We start from the raw sequence: 21,454 nt of genomic DNA, 5'->3' as shown, positions 1-21,454 counted from the left end.
CCAGGATTGGAGCGTCCGGCAGACTGGCCGGGTGGGAAACCTACCTATCGCAGCGGTGGTCTGCGCGTTCATCGGAGCCGTGCTGTTCGCCGTGTCGGCGGTGGCGCAGCAGCGGGCGGCGGCGGACGTGCCCGAGGGGGATGCGCTGCTGGCCAAATTGATTCGGAATCCGCGATGGGTGGCGGGGTTGATCGGGGACGCGGGCGGGTTCGGGTTCCAGGTGGCCGCCCTGGCATTGGGCTCAGTCCTGGTGGTGCAGCCGATTCTGGTGACGGCGCTGGTGTTCGCGCTGCCGCTGGCCGCGCACTACAGCGGGCGGCGGGTGACCGGCGCGATGTGGGCGCAGGCGGCGGCGCTGTCGATCGCGCTGGCCTGCTTCCTGGTGGTGGGTGAGCCGACCGAAGGGGTGACGGGCGCGCCCTGGCATCACTGGTTGCTGCCGCTGGGGTTGATGATCGGCGTGATCGTGGCGGGCATCGCGGTGGCGACGACGGTGAAAGTGCCGACCCTGCAGGCGCTCCTGCTCGGCTCGGCGGCGGGCCTGCTGTTCGGCATCTCGGCGGCCTTGACCGAGAACGTGACCCAGCAGTTCGGCCGCAGCATCATGACGGCGTTCACCGGCTGGGAACTGTACGTCCTGGTCGCCACCGGCATGCTCGGCCTGTACGTCCAGCAACGCGGCTACCAGGTGGGCCCGCTCTCGGCCTCCCTGCCCGCCTTCACCGTCGCCGAACCCCTGGGCGCGGCCTTCCTCGGCATGACGGTCCTCGAGGAGCGACTGCGCAGCGGCCCGATCGGCACCGCCTTCGTGGCCCTGTCGGTCATCGTCATGTGCGTTGCCGCCGTACGCCTTTCCCGCGCCCAGGCGACCCCCCTCCCCCAGCCCCAACCGGTCGCCGACTGACCTCCCCGCCACGCCCGAATCCCCCGCTTTTCCTGGCGATTTGCATGAACCACCCACCCATAGGCTAATGTTCTGTCCCGCAAGCCGATCGGCCCACAAGGCCCAGGCAAGCGAATGCGGATGTAGCGCAGCTGGTAGCGCATCACCTTGCCAAGGTGAGGGTCGCGAGTTCGAATCTCGTCATCCGCTCAACCAAGGATCAAGCCCGCGCGATTAGCTCAGCGGGAGAGCGCTTCCCTGACACGGAAGAGGTCACTGGTTCAATCCCAGTATCGCGCACCACAGTTCAGGCCCGGCCCATCGCCGGGCCTGATTGCTATTCGGAGCGAATTCGCGAGGACTGCGAAACACTGCGACCTTCACAGCGAATACACAGGGTCACGAATTCAAAATAACGACCGGTAAGTTCGATAATTACTATCCTTCGTCCCTACCTACTTCAACCACCCCGGTGATACGGTTTGCCAACGATGATTGCGCGGCACATAGAGCGCGCGGGGATCGCGAGATTCGATAGGTAAACTAATCTTGATTGACGCAATGGGTGTGGACAATATTGCGCAGGATGCCGAGATCGGCAGCTTCACTCTCACGGTGATCGCATTGATCTTCTCCGTGTCTTCGATCGGCATCTACTGGAAGACGATCCAGCTCTTGGCTGAAGCACTTCCACTGGACGGGGCACGATATCGGCTGACATACCGGTACTGCAGGGCCCTATGGACGTTGGTCACCCTCCGAGGCCGAGACGTCAAACCACAGGCAGTCTACGACCTGGCCAGGCAGCGCATCGAACACGAGATCGCCTGCCCCCGGCCGAACGACGACGAGGGGCTTTCCAGGCAGGAATTCAAGGACGCGAAAGAGAAATGGCGCCTGAAGTTCAAATCCAGCCTGCTCCCGCCGTCGCAGAAACTGCCGCTCCGGATCGCCGTCGGCAACCCGACGCTGCTCATCAAGAATCACCAGTATTTGAAGCGGTACTTCGATGTGCTGCACAAGCAGAAGCCCAACGAAACCGTCGGCTTCGCAACCCTGTTGGAAATCGATACCGGGTTCGTAGCTCCGTTGCACCTGCTGCGCGGACTGATCTACAAATACGATGAGGACTGGGGAAAGATCGTCGACCGGTACGGACACGACACCACACACGATCCCGACCAGTTCGGAAATCTGTCGATTCGAAAGTTTCAAGTATTCACCTTCGATTGCTGGCTGCTCTGGGGACCGAGCATCCCGTTGTGCTCGTGCAGGCAGTGGGAGGGCAATCCGGCGCTGCAGTTCGGCTATGGGGATGAGAACAACTCGCTGGCGATTCGCGGCGAGAACCCGGATTCCGCGCTCGAAGTACTGCGACCGCACGCTCCCGGCGCACTCGCATGGAAGGCCAGGGCGACGGGTTCACTGCGGTGGGGTCCGGCAGTGCCGCAGGCCGATGTCTGTCTGGCACAAGAGGGCATCTGGAACAAGGACGAGGAGCGGCTGCTCCTCGACATCGCGGTCCCCGGGGGCGGTGTCAAGGTGACCGGTGAGAACGCCTACGCCACATACTATTCCGCGTACATCTGGATCATCTTCGTGATGTGCGACAGGAAGGGCAAGCCGTTCCACCCCCACCCCGATCGGCGGTGGCGGGATCTCATTCCGTTCTTCATCCACGGGAACATCGCGGAACCGGAAACCTACGATATTCAGACCGATGAGCTGGCCCGCGGCGCGGCCGACAGCATGGTGCGGTTGATCGAGGAGAACGAGGATCTGACGTTCCAGTTCGCCTGCGCGATCGATGAGACGGCGTGCGGCTCGGCCATGACGGTCGCTGCGCTGGGCGACACGATCCGCGACAAGATGAGGAACTACATCGGATCGGACAAGACCGACCGGATTCGCTTGAACCTGGCGGCGGATGGGCCGTTCGCGAACGGTCATTATTCCGCATGCGCATTGAACGGCATCGTCCACTCCTACTATAGGGACAGGCCGTGGCTCGAAGATCGGACGATAGACGCGAATGGTCTCGAAGAATCCCGACTTCGAACAGAAGGCAGCCCTCGATAGCAGGTGAGGAGCCGACCATGCACTCGCCCTCGACCCCGCGTGCGGACATCGAATTGCGAGAGCTGAGCGGCGCGCGCGCCGAGGACGTCGAGTTGCTTCGACGTTTCTACCGCGAGTGCTACGAGGTCGCCTTTCCGGACCCGGACGAGCGAGAGTCGTTGGCCAACATGGAGTCCTACCTGAAGTTGAAGGAACAGGGCTGGTACGGCGCGAACAACTACCACATCGTCATCGCTTCGCTCGGCGGCGGCATTGTCGGCGGCTCGGTCTGCGACTATCTGGCCGAGCCCAATGCGGGAGTCATCGAATACCTGCTCGTACAGCCGGGTCTGCGCGAATCCGGCCTGGGATCCAGACTGTTGGCGGCGATCGAGCGGCTGTGCCGCACGGACGCGGCGCTGCTCGAGAGACGCGAACTCGACTGGCTGGTCGCGGAAACCGAGGATCCGTACCGCAATGCTGTCCCGGCCGAAGGCTTCGACACGTTCGTCCGCGCCCGGATCATGGCCGGCCTGGGCTTCCGGATCATGGACTTCCGCTACGTGCAACCAGCATTATCCGACCAGCAAGAACCCGCGGAGAACCTGTTGTTGATCGCGCGACCGGTCGCGGGAAAACCCGACGCGATCGGAGCCGATGTCGTGCTGAGCATCGTGTCGCAGTACATGCGTTGGGCCATGCGAATCGAACATCCCCTCCGAAACAGGGAGTTTCGCGGTATGGCCCGGGCGTTGACCGGGCGGCGATCAATCGGCTTGGTCGAGTTCGCCGAGTATCTGGGCTGGGACACCGAACTGAGGACAACCGAGGTCACCGATGTCCGAGACCCTGCATTGTCCGAGGCACTCGATGTCTACGAGTCGGCCTACTCCGACCCCGGAACGGCCTGGCCCAGAACCGCATTCCGTTCGGCGGTACAGCAGGGTCCGGCGCTCGCGGCCGCGGGATTCCACTATCACCTGTGGGCGCTCCACCGGCCCCCGCAAGGACCGTGCGATGGCATGGTGTCGTTCGTGACGATGCCCAGCGCGGGGTTCGGTGGATATCTGGCTTTCGGTCCGCCGTTGCGTGGGTCCGGCAGGCTCCGTCCGATCATCGCCCGAATCGAGGAGCGAATGATTCGGGACAATCCACAGGCTCGCGCATGGTTCATCGAATGCGCCACCGATCTCAATCGCGAAATATTCTGCAAGGCGGGCTTTTTCGAAGTCGACGCAGCATACGAGCAACCCGGCTCAGCCGACGGCCGCCGGCTGCCGCTGCGCCTGCATCTGCTCTACAAGCCCTTCGGACGCACCTACGAGCCTCCGGTGATCGAACGCGCGGTGTTCCTCGAGGCGATCGCGGAGATCTATCACGTTGTGTACCAACTCGATCCCGAGACCAACGCATCCTTCGCTCGTCTGACCGATTCGCTGCGCGATTGCGATTCGGTCCGGACATGGAACAAAAGGAGATGAGTAGACGATGGACTCACACGAGGCAGCCGCCGTGGTGCTCGTCGACACGACCGGAACCATTCGATACTGGAGTCGCGGAGCGTCCACCCTGTTCGGCCATGTCGACCCGGTCGGCCGCACGCTCGATGTGATCATCCCCGAGGATTACCGCGCGCAGCACTGGGCAGGGTTCCACAAGGCGATGGAGACTGGTGTCGCGGAGGCTGCCGGCGGCAGATACAACATCCCGATCAACTGCGCGGACGGCCACGTCAGATGCTTCCCCGGCACTTTCTCTCTGCTCTGCGACGGCCACGGCCGCGCGGTCGGCGGCATCGGCACCTGGACCGAACGCACCGGCGACGAGCAGCCCTTCACTCCGATCGAAGTATCGCCCGACAGTTCGCGCTGATGGACGCACCGCGGAGGCCCCCGCGGCGGATGCCCGGGAATCCGCCACCCGCACAGCGTCATACCGGCGGATGACGCTGTGGCCTTCGGCTACCTCTGCGGTCGCATCCTCTGGTGCGTACGTGGGTTGATGCGTGAGGGCCTGTTCCCCGGCGAGTATTCAGGTGACGAATACAGTGCTGGAGGTCGAACGTGCGGGTGTCGGAGTTGGCTCGGCCCGCGGCCGGGACCGATATCGGGTTTGCCGCTCGGCCGGTGTTGACGCTGGGGGCGCTGGTCGCGCTTGTCCAAGTCGCGGCTGGCGGGTTCGGTGGCTATTGGTTCGATGAGGCGTACATGCTGGCGATCGGGCGGCATCATCTCGCCTGGGGTTCGGCGGATCAGCCGCCGTTGGCTCCGGCGTTGACGGCCGTATCCGATTGGCTGGCACCGGGTTCCCTGCTGGTGTTGCGGGTGCCCGTGGCATTGGCGACGGGCGGTGCGGTGGTCGTGGTGGCGCTGATCGCTCGTGAGTTCGGGGGTGACCGCCGGGCACAGTTGATCGCGGGCGCCGCGCAGGCCGGTGCGCTGTGGTTGACCATCGCGGGTCACTGGTTGACTCCGTACTCGCTGGAGCCGGTCGAATGGCTGCTTCTGATCTGGCTGCTGGTGCGGTGGATTCGGGTACGCGAGGATCGGCTGCTCGTCGCGGTCGGCGCGGTCGCGGGTGTCGCAATGGAAACCAAGTTTCAGGTGTTCCTGTTGTGCGCGGTCCTTTTCGCTTCGGTGGCGGCCTTCGGTCCGCGGGAGCTGCTGCGGCGCCGGATGCTCTGGGTCGGAGTAGCCCTGGCCCTGGCGCTCTCGTTGCCGACGCTGGTGTGGCAGGCCGCCAACGGCTGGCCGCAGCTGCGCATGGGTGCGGTCGTCGCGTCGGAGTCGGAGGAGCTGTACGGCGGTCGTCCGGGTGTGGCCGTCGCGCTGATCGGCATGGCCGGTATCACCGGGACAGTGCTGTGCCTTTACGGACTGTGGCAGTTGTTACGCCGGGAAGACTTGCGCCCGTACCGTTTTCTGGGCGTCGCGACAGTCGCGCTGTACGTCTTCTTCGTGATCACCGTCGGTCGCTTCTACTACCTCGGCGGTATGTACGGTCCCCTGTTCGCGGCCGGTGCGGTGGGGTTGCAGTATCGGCGTCTGTCGGGAGGCCGTTGGGCTTGGCTGGTGTGGCCGGCTTGCGTAGTGAACATCGCCACGGTGGTCGGCATGCTTCTCGTCGCCGATCGAGCCACGCAATCCGATGTGCCGCAAGCTATTGCGGAACGCACCGCCGAAGCCTACGAGGCGCTGCCGCCCGAGGATCGCGCACGCATCGCGATCCTCGGCCAGTCCTACATCATCGCCGCATATCTCGACGTCTACTCCCCGCCCGGCAGCCTCCCGAACGCCTACAGTACGAACCGCTCGTACGGCTACTTTTCGCCGCCGCCCGAGTCCTCGACCGATGCGCTCTACGTCGGTGCACCCCCGGATGAACTCCGGCCCTATTTCAACCTCTGCCGCAAACTGAGCGACTACGGCGAGAGCCAGGAGCAGTGGTTGTGCACCGGCCGCAATGAGCGGTGGCAGATCATCTGGCCGCGCCTGCGTCACCTTCGGATGAACTGAATCCCGGGATCGTGATCATCGCGGGTGGCTAGGTCAGCTTGATCTGGCGGTTGACGTCCTTGTAGAGGAGGTAGCGGAACTTGCCGGGGCCGCCGGCGTAGCAGGCTTGGGGGCAGAAGGCGCGCAGCCACATGAAGTCGCCTGCTTCGACCTCGACCCAGTCGTCGTTGAGGCGGTAGACGGCCTTGCCTTCGAGGACGTAGATGCCGTGTTCCATGACGTGGGTCTCGGCGAAGGGGATGACCGCGCCGGGCTCGAAGGTCACGATGTTGACGTGCATGTCGTGGGCGAGGTCGTTGGGGTCCACGAAGCGGGTGGTGGCCCAGGCGCCGTCGGTGTCGGGCATCGGGGTGGGCGCGACGTCCTGTTCCTGGACCGCGAACGCCTTCGGGGTGTAGCCCTCGAGCGGCTCGTAGGCCTTGCGGACCCACTGGAAGGTGGCGGCCTCGGCGGACTCGTTGGCCACCGACCAGCTCGCGCCAGCGGGGAGGTAGGCGTATCCGCCCGCGGTGAGAGCGTGCTTCTCGCCCTCGATGATGACGTTCAGGTTGCCGGTCAGCAGGAACACCACCGATTCGACGCCGCGCTCGGGTTCGGGCTCGGTGCTGCCGCCGCCGGGCGAGACCTCGACGATGTACTGCGCGAAGGTGGTGGCGAAGCCGGCGATGGGCTTGGCGAGGATCCACGCGCGGGTGTTGTTCCAGCCGGGCAGGTTACTGGTGACGATGTCGCGCAGCACACCGCGGGGAATGACGGTGTACGCCTCCTTCACGACCGCGCGGTCGGTCAGCAGCGTGGTCTGCGACGGCAGTCCGCCCTGGGGTGCGTAGTACGTCGGCTCGCTCAAGTGTGCAACTTCCCGTCTCATCGATGTCCATACGCCGCGGTGTAAAGCCTGCCAGGGGCGTCCACCGGACCAGGCTTTCATCATCGGCACGCAAAACTCAATCGTGCGAAACGACATATATCGAATATCTCTGCGCCGGAGCGGACTCGTAGGTTCACACGTGGCCGATGCCGGGAGGCCGCTTGCGCCCACCCCGGGCCGTCGACGGGGGCGGCCGGGTCGCACGGTCCGGCCGGACAGCCGCAATTGACGAATTATCGAAAATGCTGGGCGCTATACGTGCCGTTGCACAACAATTGAATCTGGTTGGGCGGGTAGGGAATTGAGTGTTCGCAATTTTTCGGAGATCGAAGACAAAGGCATGGTTCGCGGATAGGGTTCCGGGCTACGCAGCGCCGTGGTGTGGAATGTTTTTCTCGATGAGGAGTTTTCGTGCGGTCTCTGGTCTCTGTTCTTTTTGCTGCCGCCGTGGCGGTTACCGCGCTGGTGGGCGTGGATTCGGGGGTCGGGGCGGCGGCTACGTCGTCCGGGTACAACGATTTCACTTGTCAGCCGAGCGCCGCCCATCCGGATCCGGTGGTGTTGTTGCACGGGCTCGGCGGGAATGCCGACGGCAACGTCGGGCCGCTGGCGAATGCGCTTGCCGCGCAGGGCTATTGCACGTTCGCGTTGACCTACGGGAAGGTCGATCCGGCGTTTCCGATCGGCGGCACGATCGATATCGACAAGTCGGCGCGTGAGATCGCGGCATTCATCGACAAGGTTCGCACTTCGACAGGGGCGAGCAAGGTCGATCTGGTCGGGCATTCCGAGGGGGCTTTCCAATCGCTGTATATCCCGAAGGTTCTCGGTTACGCCGGGAAGATCGGCAAAGTGGTGGCCCTCGCTCCGCCCACGCACGGCACCACTTTCGTCGGCCTGGTGACGGTCGCGCAGGCCGCCGATCTGACCTTCCTCGTCGACAAGGTGCTGCCGCTCGGCTGCCCGGCCTGTGATCAGCTCATCGTCGGCGGGTCCGCGGTGCAGACCCTGGACAGCGGAGCGATCGCCCAGTCCGGCGTCGACTACACGATCATCGCCTCGAAGGCCGACGTCCTGGTGGTGCCCCACAAGTCCATCCTGCTCAACACCACCGAGACCGCCTTCGTCCCCGAGCCCGGCGTCCACAACGCCTACGTCCAGGACACCTGCCCCCTCGACCCGGTCGGCCACATCGGCCTCGCGTACGACCTGGACGTCACCGAGATGGTGTCCAACGCCCTCGACCCCGCCCACGCGGGCAAGGTGATATGCAGCCTGGGCCTGCCCAGCTGATTCCCGTGGGTGAGGCCGCACCCCGGTACGGCCTCACCCACGCCACGCCCGAATCACCCTGTTTCCAGCCGATTTGCATAAACCACCCACCCATAGGCTAATGTTCTGTCCCGCAAGCCGATCGGCCCACAAGGCCCAGGCAAGCGAATGCGGATGTAGCGCAGCTGGTAGCGCATCACCTTGCCAAGGTGAGGGTCGCGAGTTCGAATCTCGTCATCCGCTCAACGAAGGATCAAGCCCGCGCGATTAGCTCAGCGGGAGAGCGCTTCCCTGACACGGAAGAGGTCACTGGTTCAATCCCAGTATCGCGCACCAGAATTGACGGCGGTGGGGTTGTTGCCCGCATCTCGCGCCGGATCTCGATCGCCGTATCTGGTGGTAATGCCGCCGGTCGCGGCAGCGGCACAACCACCCGTCCCCCTTCGACAGGTGGTCGAGCCACTACCGCAGCCGACATCCTCGAGACCTCTCACGAGCGTCCGAGTTGCTGGAGTTCGCGTTCGACCGCGCTCGCGGCGGTGCGATAACCGAAGGCACGTAGCACCGCGACCCGCGCCAAGACGGCGTCCACGCCGTGCGAGGCGATGATGTCGGACAGATCGCGCCGGGTGGCCGACGGCCTGACCGCCGGAGTCGGAAATGATTCGCGAACCATGATTCCCCTGCGTTCGAAAGGCTTTCAAACGCAGTTTTCTGTGCGAGTGCCGAGTGCGTCAACACACAAACTGTGTGTTGACGCCCGCGCGGCACGGACTTTGTATCAGTGGGCAACACCGGGCACGTCCGACGCGACAAGCACCGGGCCGCAGTACATTTGGGGAGCTATGAGGTCGAAGCAGGCCGTATCCGACGCGGGATCACAGGCGGGAATTCCGACGGTGGGCTGGTTACGGCTACTGGGTCGCGCGATTCGCGCTCGCAGCCACCTCGAGGCGCTGACATCGATTCCGGCACACGGGGATCTGGTGCGGGTAGGGCTCGGAAACGCTGGAACCTATGTGGCGTGCACACCGGAGTTGGTGCGTGAACTCCTGTGCAATGATGCGGATTTCGGCAAGGGCGGGTCCTTCACCGAGCGCGCAGAGGAGGTCGTCGGGAAGAACAGTCTGACCACAGCCGACCGCGAGAACCATCGCAGGCAACGGCGTTTGGTACAGCCCGCCTTCCACAAGCAGCGGCTTCCTGGTTACACCGCGCTCATGAGCGACGAGATCGCAGCACTGTTCGAACGGTTCCAGGAAAGAGCCGAGATCGACCTCACCGTCGAGACGAACACACTGGTCGCCAAGATCCTGGCCGCCAGCATGTTTCAGCACGAGGCGTCGGGCGACGAGATCGGACGGGTGATCGAGGACATCGACACTCTCGTCTCCATAGCACCCGCTCGAATGGTGTCGCCCGCGATGCTGAACAGGCTGCCCACGCCCTACAACCGCCGCTACTGGGAGGCCCGAGGTCGGCTGCGGTCGTTGATGGCCGCGGCGGCCGAAGCAGCCGATCGCGATGAAATCTCTGATGTCGTCGGCAATTTGGTAGCGATCCTGCTCTCCACCCGCGTCGACGGAATGTCACTCGACCACACCGAGATCGTCGATCAACTGACGTTGATGCAGATCGCCGGTGTTGACACCACCGCGTCCACGCTGGCGTGGGCGCTGTATCTGGTCAGCACTCACCCGCAGGTCGAACAGCGGCTACACGCCGAGGTCGATTCCGTACTGACGGACGGGCGAGTCGCGACATTCGCGGACATGCCGTTGCTGCCGTACACGTGGAAAGTGTTCGCCGAGACCCTGCGGATGCGGCCCGCGGTGTGGTTCGCCACCCGCACGGCCGTGACCGACGCACGATTGGGCGGTCACATCATCCCCGCCGGATCCGAGGTCGCGTTCAGCCCCTATATGCTTCACCATCGACCGGACCTCTGGCAGCGCCCGTGGCGATTCGAGCCTGACCGTTTCGATTTCGGCAAACCACCGACCGATATATGGATACCTTTCGGCGGAGGCGCGCGCAGATGTATCGGTGAACATTTCGCAATGGCCGAGGGCGTTCTTGCCGTCGCGTCGTTCGCGGCGCGTTGGCGGTTGCGACCGGTCGCCGGCGTCACATCCCGCGATCCGAAGCCGCGGCTCGCGGCCAGCCTGCGGCCCCCGAGACTGCCTATGACCTTGTGCGAGCGAACCGGCCGCTTCCGGACGCCGGATGGGTCCGTCGCTCGGGGTACCGCTTGAAGTACCGGTCGCTGTCCAACGGGGTGAGGCCCCAATGCAGCACCTGATCCTCGCCCACCCCGTCCATCGATGCGTAGAAGAACATTTCGAACACGGTGCCGTCGGCGGTGTCGCACACCCAGATGATGTCGGCCGGTTCGACCGCCGGATAGTCGGTGTCCCACATGCCGAGAAAGTCGCGGCTCCCGCCGAACCGCTGTTTGAGCTCGCTGATCCGCTGTTCCTCGAAATATCCGTCGACCTGCGCCCGAAAGGCCCGCACCAGGTTGTGCGCATTGGCTTCCCAATGGACGAATACGTCCTTGGCTTTCGCGTTCAGCAGCTCGTAAGCGAGGGTGCTGACCCCGGGTTCCAATTCGGGGAAGAAGGTTCGGAACGCATCATTCACCGCCACGATCTCGTGGAGGATGCCGCCGATGGTCATCGGAGGCATCATGTAGCAGGCCGGGAAGGGATTGAAGTCCAGCCTGCGCTCCTGAGCGATCGTGAGACGTGGCCCGCTTCTGCCCGAGCCGAAGCACACCGGATCGGCACTGGTAAGTCGCAATACGAGATTACGGTCGGGCTCGGAAAGTCGCAGGACCGGTGTGAGCGCCCGGAGGACGTGGGGAGTCGCCGACCGCTCACCCGATTCGATCTTCTGTAACTGCGACTTCGACAGGTGGGCGTCGGCGGCGACCGCGTCCTGACTCAATCCCAGATCGAGCCTGCGATGCCGAAGAATCCTCCCAGGCGGCATGTAGTCGGCTAGCAGACCGGATCTGCCGTTCGGTCCTCGTTCCACCCCGTCACTCCCGGTCGCATGCTGACAGTTCCTGCCCGTCATATGCGAACGATGATGCAGGACACCAGCTTCGGGCATTGACGGGGTCCACGCACGGAGGCGCGCACAGCTATAGGAGTGTTCCGCAGATGTTGATCACGAGCAACCAGGCGGGCCCGAGTCCGGCAACGCCATGGCGGTCAGCCTCTTCGTTCCCTGATGAGCGGGTTGGTGGGGGTGTCGGCCCGTAGGTCGTGGCTGTGCATGACCCAGCGGCCCTTGCCGTCCAGTTTGGCGCGGAAGAGGGCGGTGTCGGCGGCGTCGAGGAGGGCGTCGGCGTCGGCTCCGGCTACGGGGGCTACTACGGCGCCGATGCTGGCGGATACCTGTAATGCGGTGCCGTCGAAGGTGATCGGGTCGATCAGGGTTGCCAGGAGTTGTTCGGCGACGGCGGCGACGTGGTCTACGTCGGCGGCTGGGATGAGGGCTACGAATTCGTCGCCGCCGATGCGGGCCAGGAGGTGGCCGTGTTCGCTGAGGCCCGCGCGCAGTCGTTCGGCGACGGCGCTGAGGAGGCGGTCGCCGACGCCGTGGCCGTAGTGGTCGTTGACCTGTTTGAAGCCGTCGAGGTCGAGGAAGCAGAGGCCCACCTGGTCGTAGGCCATTGCTTGGTCGATGGCCAGGTCCAGTTGTTCGATGAGGTGGCGGCGGTTGGGTAGTTCGGTGAGCGGATCGTGGCGGGCCTGGTGGTGCAGTTCTTCCTGCATCCGGTGACGCTCGGTGACGTCCTCTCCGACCGTCAGCAGGTAATCGGGTTGGCCGCCAACGCCTTTGACGAAGGTGATGGCGAACGACGCCCAGCCGTAGCTGCCGTCCGCGCGTTGAATGCGCTGTTCCAGTTTGACCGTGCCGTCTCCGGCCGGAACGAGCTGTTCGAAGACGAGGGCCTGGATGCCCGCTCGATCGTCCGGGTGCGCGAAGTCGTAGACGGACACTCCGCGTAGTCGTTCGATCGGCGTGCCGATCATGTCGGCGAATGCCCGGTTGGCGTCCACCAGCCGGCCGGTGGTGTCACCGACCGCGATCGCGACCGCCGCATTGTCGAAGACGACCCGGAATCGATCCTGTGCGGCGGCGCGCGCTTGCGCCATCGCAGTTTCGATGGACAACCGGCCGCGGGCTTGCGCCTGCTGCACGGCCGCGCCGTAGCCACGCCCGAACTCGGTCAGCACCACCGCCAGCCGCGCGGAGACATCGGGCCCGGTCCGGAATTCGGACAATCCGCTGAGCACACGCGCGGCCACCGGCAACACCACCGGGCTCGTCAGCCGCGCATCGACCAGTGCCGCACCCGCTTTCGCCGCGGCGTCCACATCGAAGGGTTCACTGTCCAGTACGGCCACCAGTTCGGCGATCAGATCCCCCAGCAGCCGTTGCGCATCTGGCGCGGACATCGGCACGAAGCACGCCTCCCCCAGCGCCTGCCACCAAACCCGCGCCAGCCGACCGCGTTCGGCCTCGTCCACGACTTCCCCCACCGGTCAGCTCAACTCGGGCAACCCCTCCCGACGCGGCTGCGATACACGACTGATCTTAATCACAGTGGAATCGAGTCACTCACAACGGGTTTCGAAATCGCCAACCGACAGCCACGCCGTCGAAGAGTCCATCGCCAACCCCCGTCCCGATCGTTGAGTGGCGCACCAGCGAGGGGGAATCGGGCAAAAGCCCTCGGTGGTGTGCCACTCAGCGGATGGTGCGGGGCGAGCCTAGGCGAAGCGGGCTCGTTTGGTGAGGAAGGCGGATCGGCCTCGAGGGGTTATGCGGTAGTGGCCTCGGGGGTGCGCGGGGGTGATCAAGCCTCGGGATTTCAGGTGGGAGAGGGCTGTTCGGGTGCGGTGGCCGGTCAGGGCGGCGGCTCGCTGGATTTGTAGGGCGGTGAGGGCGTGGTCGGGGTGGAGGGCGGAAAGGACGGCTATTTGGGCGGGGGTCATGGGGATCACCTGGTGGAGGGGGCGCGGTGGCGGCCGGGGGGATGGGTTGGCGGGTAGGCGATTTCGAGGTGGCCGCCGGTGGATAGGGGGAGGCGGAGGGTGGTGCGGCGGGGCTCGTGGTCGAGGCGGTAGGAGTCCCAGCAGGTGCGGGCGATCACGACGGTGCAGAGCGCGATTATGGACAGTAAGGCCCATGTGTCCCAGGGCATTTCAACCTCCTACAGCCGCTGGATGGTTCCGGATGTCTGCTGAACCAAGTAGACGACTGAGAACGCCAAAACGAGAACAATGAATGACAGAAACGCCGATAATCAACCCCGTATCCAGTTTTACCCATTCCAGTACGGCGCTTCCCAGATAGCGAGGCTAACGATATGGCTGGATCGTCACTCCCGAGAAGGGCATTTGGCAGAACCCTCCGAAATCTCCGAATTCGGGCAGGCTACAAGCAATCCGACGCGGGCGTGCGCATTGAGACGTCGCCGCAAAGCGTCAGCCGAATGGAGGACGGACAGCGGATTAAAATATCGACCGTTCAGATCAAGGACCTTCTCGACTTCTATGGGATTCCCGATCCGAGCCCGGACCGCGAAGCAGTACTCGAGCTGTGGCAGGAAGCCAAGCAGCACGACCAGATCGCAAAGGCGCAAGGCACAACGAAGGGTTGGTGGCGCTCGTACAGCGATCAACTCGACGGGCACTTCGACCACTACCTCAGCCTGGAAGAGGCCGCTAATCGCCTTACCACGCACCAACTCTCATTGATTCCCGGCCTTTTGCAGACACCCGGCTATCGTCGGGCGCTCATCCGGGCAGCTCATCCTGATATCTCGGCGGTCAATGTCGAACGCCGACTCGAGTTCGCCGCACGGCGGCAGGCCCGCCTCGACGAGGTCGACTTTTGGTTGGATGTTCTTCTGTCCGAGGCAGTTTTGCGGCATCAGCCCGGCGGGCCTGCGGTTCTGGCCGAACAGTTGCAGCGACTGATCGACGTCAGCGAGCGCACGAACGTCGCTGTTCGAGTGATCCCTTACACCGTGGAGATGAATATCGGGTTGGTCTTCCAGTCGTTCACCCTGCTCGAATTTCCTCCTCTGGCAAGTCGATTGGTCGAGCCACCCATGGTGTACATCGAAGGCTACGAAGGTGCGCTCTACCTCGAACAGCCCGAGGTCATCGCACGACATCGACGGGCGATCAACAATCTCGAGCAGGTAGCGTTGACTGAGGACGCCAGCCGCGATCGGGTGTGGCGCATCGCAAAGGAGTGCACGGCGTGAGCTTCGATCTTTCCAACGCCAAGTGGTTCAAGTCCAGCAAGTCCCCGAATGCTTCGGAGTGCGTCGAGATCGCATTCTCGGGCGATGCAGGATTCGTCGGGGTCCGCGACTCGAAGGACCCCATGGGCCCTGCGCTCGTGTTCTCCGGGGAGCAGTGGGATCGATTCCTCAGGAGCGGTATATGGCGGTGACCCGGTGGTCTCGGTCGATGGAGGCCGAGATCACCGCTGCGGAATTTGCCCGGGTCGCTGGATGTTTGCGAAGGTGTAGGTAGACCCCGATCTGGGGCCCGGACGAGGGAGCCGTACCCGGTGTGCGACAAGACGGCCTTCGGAGGTTGTCATGTCTTGGCTGGTGCTGGTCGTGTCCGGGATTTTCGAGGCCGTGTGGGCCACTGCGCTGGGGAAGTCCGAGGGGTTCACGAAGGTCGGGCCGACTGTGCTGTTCGGTGTCGCGCTGCTGTTGAGTATGGGTGGGTTGGCTTATGCCATGCGTGGGCTTCCCGTGGGGACGGCGTATGCGGTGTGGGTGGGGATCGGGGCGGTGCTGACCGTCGTCTATTCGATGGCCACCGGTGGGGCGGCCGTCAGCGTGGTGAAGTTGCTGCTGCTGGGTGGGATCGTGGCGTGCGTGATCGGGTTGAAGCTGGTCGGGTGACGGCTATTTGGGGGCTGCCAGGGTGACCGCGTCGGCGGGGACGGCGGGGACCGATTGGACCGTCTGGACTTTGGCGGCGGGATCGGCCAGCAGGAGTCGCCAGTCGTCGGAGACCCAGAGGACGGTTTCGGCTGTCGCGGTGATGCTGTCGTCGGAGTAGGTGGCGTAGACGGTCAGGTCGGCGCGGTCGGGGGTGTAGGCGGTGATCTTGTAGGCCGCGATGTGCGGGGCGACCACGGGGTTGGCGGGGGCGGTGATGGAGATCTGGGCGCGGGCCAGGACCCAGGAGTCCTTGGCGGGGCCGGGGATCAGGGAGATCGCCGCCACCTGGGGCCATTGGCCGTCAGGGGCCAAGGACAGACGGGTGCTGTGGTTGATGGCGGCCAGGGCCGCGCCCTGGGGAGTGCGGGAGTAGCCGGCGGCGGTGGTGCCGAGTTTGCTGGGGCCGTCGTGGTCGCCGATGGGGAGTTGGACGCCCTGATAGTTCTCCCAGCGCACGTCCGAGGGCGCGCGCGACGGGTCTACCTGCGTGGTCTTGGTGGTGGAGCCGGCGTGATCGCTGCCGCCGCAGGCCGCGGCGGTGAGGGCGCAGGCGGCGACGAGGAGGGCGGCGACCACGGCTCTTGCAGTTTGCGCGTGGTGTGCTGGCTTGGCGCGCATGGGGATTCCTTCGGGCGGACCGGAGTGCGGTCGAGAAGTGTTGCGGTGGCGCGAGTATGGGTCATGATCGGTTCGGTTTAACAATTCGTCACACCAGTCACGGAACCGGTTGTGAGCGCTCACGATCCGGGTAAGATCAGGGCCGCAACATGATCATTGCAGGTGGTGGGTTTTGATGATGGATCATCGGGACGCTGTTCCGGTGGGCCACCTGTACTGTCGGCCAGTGGTGCGGAATGCCATGGCATCCGGGGGAATAGGGCATCGCGCCCGCTGCTGTCGGTTCGGGGAAGGCGAATTGGGGACATGAAAGCCAAACGAACTTCGATCCTGTTGTCGATGCTGCCTGTGGCGCTGGTCGCCGGCCAAGGGATTGCCGCGGCCGCCCCGGGGCAGCCGGGCCTCGCCGTGCCCGGCGACGGACAGCCGGGATTGAGCACCCAGCCCAACCAGCCGCCCGCGAATTCGGCACCGAGCCCGGCCGATTGGATCCCCGACCCGCCCGTCGCTCCCCCGAACCGGCCCCGACCCAAGCAGCAGACCACGCCGCAGCAGGACACGATCATCCAGCAGCAGCCGCAGGTCCAGCCGACGCAACCGGATACGCCGCAGCCTGATCAGCCTGCGGCGAATGCGCCGGAAGTGATGCCCGCCGATCCGCACAAGCTGCGTGTCGGGACAGGTGCTGTTGAGCTGCCCGACTGGATCGACACCAAGACACGCGATAAAACTCAGTCCTACCTCGATATGGCGGAGTGGCAGATTGCTGCCGCATACGATCGAATGGGCTTCTCGCGAGACGAATCCGATCGTATGGCGGCATCAAGCTCGATGGGCGCGCTCCTTGGCGCGGGCACCGTTGGAGTCGCCGCACCAGCTGTATTGGCTCCGATTGGTTGCGGCGTCGGTGCGGCTGTTGGAGCACTTGCCGGTGCCGCGATCGCTGGAATCCCAACGGCCGGGGTGGGCGCACCTGCCGGCGCGATTGTCGGTGGCATCGCTGGATGTGTAGGCGGCGGCTCTATTGGCGGACTACTCAGCGTCCCGCTGGTTGTCGGGGGCGGTGCCCTCGCAGCACTTGGGGCAGGCGCGCTCAGCGGCGGCGACGCGACACAGCCAGCACCTCCGACACCGCCAGCGTTGATCGATACCGCTGCGCAAGTGCCTGTTTCGGATCCGGCGACGGGTTTGCCCGGGGTGCAGCCGGTTTCGGCGATTGCCGGGTTGCCCGCGCCGGTGGCGCAGGTGGCCGCGCCCGTGGTGCAGGCTGTCGCGCCGGTGGTGCAGCAGGTTCAGACCGCGGTGCAGCAGGTGCAGCCTGTGGTCGAGCAGGCCGCCACTTCCGTCGCGCAGCAGGTCGCGCCGGTGGTGGAGGCGGCGGCGCCGGTGGTCGAGCAGGCCGTGACGACCGTGGGGCAGCAGGTGGGCGCTGCGGTCGGGCCGCAGGCCGCGCCGGCGGTGGAGCAGGTGGCGGATGCGGTGAATACGCAGGTGGATTCGCTGCGGACGGCGGTCGCGCAGATGCCCGCCCTGACACCGGAGGCGTTCATCGCCGCGCTGCAGCCCGCAGCGCCCGGTGCGTGAGCGGAACGGCACGGGAGACGCCGTGACCGCAGCCAACGACTCCACCCCCGGCCACCTATCCCCCAACCCCACCATCAACACCCCCGCCGAGCCCGCCTCGGCAACCACCCCTCCAGCCGAACCTGCCTCGGCGGCCAACACCCCACCGAATCCCGCATCCGTGGACAGCTCCCCGGCCGAACCCACCCCGGCAGGCATCACCCCGCCGGAACCAGCATCCGCGGACAACTCCCCGGCCAAACCCATCCCGGCAGGCATCACCCCGCCGGAACTCGCATCCGCAGAGGGCTTCCCGGCCGAACCTGTCCCGGCAGGCATCACCTCATCTGAACCCGCATCCGCGGAGGACTTTCCGGCCGGATCTGTCCCAGCCCGGAATGCCCCAGCCGCATCCACTTCCGCAGGCCGAACCGCGGCAGAACGCACCCCCGTGGACAACGTCCCGGCAGAAGCCGCGTCCGCGGACGAACAACTGGCCGAAACCACTTCCGCCAGCGAGGCCTCAGCGGCACTCGTCGCCGCGGGCAATACACCAACCGAACCCGACTCAGCAGGCAACGCCCCGGTGAAACCCGCCTCCGCAAGCAACATCTCGGCCGAACGCAGCCCCACGGCCGACATCTCGGCCGAACCTGACCTCGCAGGCAGCACCGCTGCCGAACCCGTTCACGTGGGCAGCACCGCCGCCGAACCTGGCTCCGCAGGCAGTAGCACCGGCGAACCCGTCGCGGCAGGCAGCATCGCCGAACCCGGTCCGACAGGAAACCTCTCGGCCGGACCCACCCGGACGGGCGACGCCCCAGCGGCACCCGGATCGGCGGACGACAAACCGGCCGAAGCCGTTTCCGTTGGCGACGCCTCGGCGGCGCTCGTCTCCGAAGGCAACGCACCAACCGAACCCGAGGGCAGCAAGCTGGTGAAACCCGCGTCCGCGAGCGGCATCTCGGCCGAACCCGTCCGTGCGGGCAACGCTTCGGCCGAAGGCACCTCCCCGGGTAGCGCTGCGGCTGAACCCGTCCCGGTCGGCGACGCTCGAGTAGACGCCGTTCTCGCTGGCGACGCTCGAGTAGACGCCGTTCTCGCTGGCGACGCCCCGGCAGAAACCGTTCTCGCTGGCGACGCCCCAGCAGAAACCGTTCTCGCTGGCGACGCCCCAGCAGAAACCGTTCTCGCTGGCGACGCCCCAGCAGAAACCGTTCTCGCTGGCGGGGCCCAAGCAGAGCTGGTGTCTGCGGGTGATGAACCGGCCGGAGCCGTTTCCGTTGGCGACACATCGGGGGAAGCCATTGCGGTTGGCTATGACTCGGGCGAAACCGTTTCGGGTGGTGCGTCGGCCGGATCTGGGCGGGGCGAAACGGCTTCGGTGGGTGGGCGTCTGACGGGATCTGGGCGGGACGGTATCGACCGGGCGGAGGATGGGTTCGGGCGGCTCGAATCAGGTGTCGGTATCGGTGGATCGGGAGTGGTTCGGGCCGAAACCGGTGGTGGGCGAGCCGGGGGCGGTGTCGCTCGGCTCACCAGTGGTTCCAGGCCGTCGAGGTCCGAGACGGGGCGGCTCACGGGTGAGCGCTCGCGCGGCGGAGCCGGATCGGGGCGGTCCGGGGACGAGGGCACGGCGGCCAAGTCCGGTACGAGCCGACTCACCGGCGATGCCAAGCGAATCGGGTCGGGCAGTGGGCGGCTCACCAGTGAGAGCGCGGTGGCGGGGTCCGGAGAACGGCGTCGCCTCCCGGTCGCATCTGCGGGTTCCGCGGATGACGGCGTCGCACAGGACCTCGCACCGGCTCCATCCGGAAAGGCCCACACCCCCGACATTCCGTTCATCGAATCCGCTGGGGGCCAGGTCTCCGGCACTTCGTCGGTGACGGCAGACGACGATCGGTCTCGCGATATCCCTGAGGCGGAAGCCGCCTCGGCTGCGAGCCCTGATCTTCCCTCGGCGAGCATCGGTATCCCGCTCGCGAAGTCAGGCGACAGCCGCACACCCGCCGGGACACCGGCGAGCACCGATGAACGCGGCGAAACGGCCAAGACCGCGCGAGGCGATGTCGGCGGGCATCTGTCGGAATCGGGAAGTGCGGTATCGCAGGTCGGGGGCCTGGCACGCGCGAACAACGGCTCCACCGCGGCCGCCGACTATTGGAAACGACCGGGCGACCGTAAGGCGCGCACGGACAATCGTGAACCAGGCCCTGGCGATCCACGTGCCCGGACAGGAGGCGCTCGACCGGGCGCAAGTGCCCCCGGTGCACGTCCTCACGGTCGCGGGGCGCGGCCGGATCAGGAGGGTGGACGCCGGGATTCGGGTGGGGCGGCGCGGCCGCCGATGCCTGTGCTGGTACCCGAGACGACAGCGCTCGCACCCCAGGGCGGTGGGGCGGCCGAGCCCGCGGCGGCGGAAGCCGAGCCCGGATGGGCCTCGTGGCTGGACGAGGCGTCGTGGTCGGGGGCGGAGCGCGGGCCGGGGCGGGAGCGGCCCACGCCGTACGATCTGGCCTCCGAGGACCCCATGGCGGCGCTGGTGGTCGAGGCGCGGCGGCGGTCGGCGCAGACGCAGCGGCGGATGCGGATCCGGCGGCGGGCGCTCGCGATTGCCGGGATTTCGCTGGGACTGGTGATCGTGGCCTTGGCGGCGTGGCTGGTGGCCATGCCAGGGGATTCGAGTGCGCCGCGGGCGGTTCCGGTGAGCACACCGGCCGCGTCCACGTCGGCCGGGAATCAGCCGGGGCTGGTCGCCTGGTGCCGGGAGCTGAATACGCCCGACCGGGTGAGCGGGGCCAGCGCGGGTGATCTGGGCAGCGGGCCCGGGGTCATCCTGCGGCTCGAATACGCGTGGTACGTGCTGCGCGACGCGGGTGCGGTGCGCGCGCTGCTGGCTCCGGACGCGAAGGCCGCGCCGGAACAGGCCACCCGCGACGCGATTTCGGCCACGCCCGCCGGAACCAAGCACTGCGTGACCATCACCGGCGCGGAGCCCAACCTGTGGAACGTGACCGTCGACGAGAAGCACCCGGACGGCAGCCAGAGCTCCTGGCAGCAGATCATCGCCACCACCGACCGCGACGGCCAGGTCCGCATCACCTCCATCGTCGCCGGAAGCCGGTGAGCCATGGTCGATATCGACGACCGGCTCCGAACCCCACCCCCGGAGCCATCCGCCACCCGGCGGGAACCGGCCGGAAACGGTGCGCAGCAACCCCATTCGCCGACACCGACCACCGAATTCTGGTTCCAGCCGGATACTCCGCCGCAAAATCCGATCGGCGACACCGCACACGAGCCGAATGGCGCGACCCCACACGAGCCCTATGACAATGGCGCGCATGAGCAGAAAGGCACTGGCGCGCAGCAGCCGAACTCCACGGCCGAGCAGCCGGATTTCCTGACGACGCTGGACCTGCCCGCGCACCAGCCGAACATTCCCGCGCTCCCGCCGGAATCATCCGCACCGCACATGGCGCCCGACCACAGCACCGTTCCGAACGGCACTGTGCGACAGCCGAACAGCCCAGCGACAGGCCCCAGCCCGGCAATAGGCCCCGACGCAACGGCCGAGCCCAGCGCAGCGACAGGCCCCAACCCAGCAAAAGGTCCCGACGCAACGGCCGAGCCCAGCGCAGCGACAGGCCCCAACCCAGCAAAAGGTCCCGACGCAACGGCCGAGC

19 protein-coding genes, 4 tRNA genes, 1 pseudogene and 1 riboswitch are annotated in these 21,454 nt (G+C 65.9%); of the genes and pseudogenes, 17 read left to right on the top strand and 7 right to left on the bottom strand.

Annotated elements, in window-relative coordinates; translation table 11 throughout:
- Positions 1 to 31: 31 nt before the first annotated feature.
- The 7 genes from GPX89_RS09805 to GPX89_RS09775 all read left to right on the top strand — a co-directional run bounded on the left by GPX89_RS09805 (position 32) and on the right by GPX89_RS09775 (position 6,456).
- Positions 32 to 904: a DMT family transporter gene (locus tag GPX89_RS09805; protein WP_328601669.1), complete on the top strand. Its 873-nt coding sequence runs from the start codon at positions 32 to 34 to the stop codon at positions 902 to 904.
- A gap of 116 nt (positions 905 to 1,020) precedes the next feature.
- Positions 1,021 to 1,093 (top strand) — tRNA-Gly (locus GPX89_RS09800).
- Between the two features lie 18 nt (positions 1,094 to 1,111).
- Positions 1,112 to 1,186: transfer RNA gene (locus tag GPX89_RS09795), tRNA-Val, on the top strand.
- Positions 1,187 to 1,444: 258 nt separating this feature from the next.
- On the top strand, positions 1,445 to 2,962 hold the full coding sequence (locus GPX89_RS09790; RefSeq protein ID WP_157387226.1) for a hypothetical protein: 1,518 nt from the start codon (positions 1,445 to 1,447) through the stop codon (positions 2,960 to 2,962).
- A 17-nt stretch (positions 2,963 to 2,979) separates the two neighbouring features.
- Positions 2,980 to 4,422, top strand: coding sequence for a GNAT family N-acetyltransferase (locus GPX89_RS09785; RefSeq protein ID WP_157387225.1), 1,443 nt, complete (start codon positions 2,980 to 2,982; stop codon positions 4,420 to 4,422).
- Between the two features lie 31 nt (positions 4,423 to 4,453).
- A complete protein-coding gene (locus tag GPX89_RS09780; RefSeq protein WP_157387224.1) occupies positions 4,454 to 4,813 on the top strand; it encodes a hypothetical protein in 360 nt (119 codons plus the stop codon).
- 191 nt (positions 4,814 to 5,004) lie between these two features.
- On the top strand, positions 5,005 to 6,456 hold the full coding sequence (locus GPX89_RS09775) for an ArnT family glycosyltransferase (RefSeq protein ID WP_328601668.1): 1,452 nt from the start codon (positions 5,005 to 5,007) through the stop codon (positions 6,454 to 6,456).
- 28 nt (positions 6,457 to 6,484) lie between these two features.
- Here GPX89_RS09775 and GPX89_RS09770 read toward each other — a convergent pair whose 3' ends face one another.
- Positions 6,485 to 7,303, bottom strand: coding sequence for a bifunctional allantoicase/(S)-ureidoglycine aminohydrolase (locus tag GPX89_RS09770; RefSeq protein WP_157387223.1), 819 nt, complete (start codon positions 7,301 to 7,303; stop codon positions 6,485 to 6,487).
- A 468-nt stretch (positions 7,304 to 7,771) separates the two neighbouring features.
- Here GPX89_RS09770 and GPX89_RS09765 point away from each other — a divergent pair, with 468 nt between their 5' ends.
- The 3 genes from GPX89_RS09765 (at position 7,772) to GPX89_RS09755 (ending at position 8,932) form a co-directional block, all read left to right on the top strand.
- Positions 7,772 to 8,617 carry an esterase/lipase family protein gene (locus tag GPX89_RS09765; protein WP_198347353.1) on the top strand — a complete coding sequence of 282 codons (846 nt, stop codon included), beginning with the start codon at positions 7,772 to 7,774 and terminating at the stop codon, positions 8,615 to 8,617.
- Positions 8,618 to 8,766: 149 nt separating this feature from the next.
- Positions 8,767 to 8,839, top strand: a tRNA-Gly gene (locus GPX89_RS09760).
- An 18-nt stretch (positions 8,840 to 8,857) separates the two neighbouring features.
- A tRNA-Val gene (locus GPX89_RS09755) sits at positions 8,858 to 8,932 on the top strand.
- A gap of 154 nt (positions 8,933 to 9,086) precedes the next feature.
- On the opposite strand, the gene GPX89_RS09750 is transcribed toward GPX89_RS09755, so the two are convergent.
- Positions 9,087 to 9,272, bottom strand: a complete 186-nt coding sequence (locus GPX89_RS09750) for a hypothetical protein (protein WP_157387222.1) — start codon at positions 9,270 to 9,272, stop codon at positions 9,087 to 9,089.
- A 169-nt stretch (positions 9,273 to 9,441) separates the two neighbouring features.
- Here GPX89_RS09750 and GPX89_RS09745 point away from each other — a divergent pair, with 169 nt between their 5' ends.
- On the top strand, positions 9,442 to 10,851 hold the full coding sequence (locus tag GPX89_RS09745) for a cytochrome P450 (protein WP_157387221.1): 1,410 nt from the start codon (positions 9,442 to 9,444) through the stop codon (positions 10,849 to 10,851).
- Here GPX89_RS09745 and GPX89_RS09740 read toward each other — a convergent pair.
- The 4 genes from GPX89_RS09740 to GPX89_RS09725 form a co-directional block, all read right to left on the bottom strand.
- Complete coding sequence (locus GPX89_RS09740) at positions 10,781 to 11,590, bottom strand: helix-turn-helix domain-containing protein (protein WP_268893296.1); 810 nt, start codon at positions 11,588 to 11,590, stop codon at positions 10,781 to 10,783. The genes GPX89_RS09745 and GPX89_RS09740 overlap by 71 nt on opposite strands.
- 224 nt (positions 11,591 to 11,814) lie before the next feature.
- Positions 11,815 to 13,152 (bottom strand): sensor domain-containing diguanylate cyclase, encoded by a 1,338-nt coding sequence (locus GPX89_RS09735; RefSeq protein ID WP_328601667.1) that lies wholly within the window; start codon positions 13,150 to 13,152, stop codon positions 11,815 to 11,817.
- 231 nt (positions 13,153 to 13,383) lie between these two features.
- Positions 13,384 to 13,608: a hypothetical protein gene (locus tag GPX89_RS09730; protein WP_157387219.1), complete on the bottom strand. Its 225-nt coding sequence runs from the start codon at positions 13,606 to 13,608 to the stop codon at positions 13,384 to 13,386.
- A gap of 5 nt (positions 13,609 to 13,613) precedes the next feature.
- Positions 13,614 to 13,817: a hypothetical protein gene (locus GPX89_RS09725; protein WP_157387218.1), complete on the bottom strand. Its 204-nt coding sequence runs from the start codon at positions 13,815 to 13,817 to the stop codon at positions 13,614 to 13,616.
- Positions 13,818 to 13,982: 165 nt separating this feature from the next.
- Here GPX89_RS09725 and GPX89_RS09720 point away from each other — a divergent pair, with 165 nt between their 5' ends.
- The 3 genes from GPX89_RS09720 (at position 13,983) to GPX89_RS09710 (ending at position 15,545) form a co-directional block, all read left to right on the top strand.
- Positions 13,983 to 14,888 carry a helix-turn-helix domain-containing protein gene (locus tag GPX89_RS09720; protein ID WP_157387217.1) on the top strand — a complete coding sequence of 302 codons (906 nt, stop codon included), beginning with the start codon at positions 13,983 to 13,985 and terminating at the stop codon, positions 14,886 to 14,888.
- Positions 14,885 to 15,079, top strand: coding sequence for a DUF397 domain-containing protein (locus GPX89_RS09715; RefSeq protein ID WP_328601666.1), 195 nt, complete (start codon positions 14,885 to 14,887; stop codon positions 15,077 to 15,079). The genes GPX89_RS09720 and GPX89_RS09715 overlap by 4 nt, the downstream gene beginning before the upstream one ends.
- A gap of 79 nt (positions 15,080 to 15,158) precedes the next feature.
- Positions 15,159 to 15,221, top strand: a riboswitch (guanidine-III (ykkC-III) riboswitch).
- A gap of 9 nt (positions 15,222 to 15,230) precedes the next feature.
- Positions 15,231 to 15,545, top strand: a complete 315-nt coding sequence (locus GPX89_RS09710; protein WP_157387216.1) for a DMT family transporter — start codon at positions 15,231 to 15,233, stop codon at positions 15,543 to 15,545.
- Positions 15,546 to 15,548: 3 nt separating this feature from the next.
- Here GPX89_RS09710 and GPX89_RS09705 read toward each other — a convergent pair whose 3' ends face one another.
- The gene (locus GPX89_RS09705; protein ID WP_157387215.1) at positions 15,549 to 16,205 is read right to left on the bottom strand and encodes a hypothetical protein; all 657 of its coding nucleotides are present in this window, start codon (positions 16,203 to 16,205) and stop codon (positions 15,549 to 15,551) included.
- A 306-nt stretch (positions 16,206 to 16,511) separates the two neighbouring features.
- On the opposite strand from GPX89_RS09705, the gene GPX89_RS09700 reads away from it, so the two are divergent.
- The 3 genes and pseudogenes from GPX89_RS09700 to GPX89_RS44160 form a co-directional block, all read left to right on the top strand.
- Entirely contained in the window at positions 16,512 to 17,789 is a 1,278-nt protein-coding gene (locus GPX89_RS09700) for a hypothetical protein (RefSeq protein ID WP_157387214.1), read from the top strand.
- Positions 17,790 to 20,115: 2,326 nt separating this feature from the next.
- Positions 20,116 to 20,895 (top strand): hypothetical protein, encoded by a 780-nt coding sequence (locus GPX89_RS09695; protein ID WP_157387213.1) that lies wholly within the window; start codon positions 20,116 to 20,118, stop codon positions 20,893 to 20,895.
- Between the two features lie 3 nt (positions 20,896 to 20,898).
- Positions 20,899 to 21,454, top strand: a pseudogene (locus tag GPX89_RS44160) (hypothetical protein); the annotation flags it as partial.

The organism is Nocardia terrae (genome assembly GCF_009760405.1).
GTDB lineage: Bacteria > Actinomycetota > Actinomycetes > Mycobacteriales > Mycobacteriaceae > Nocardia > Nocardia terrae.
The sequence above is the reverse complement of the archived record's forward strand: the minus strand, read 5'-3'. Positions and strand labels throughout refer to the sequence as shown.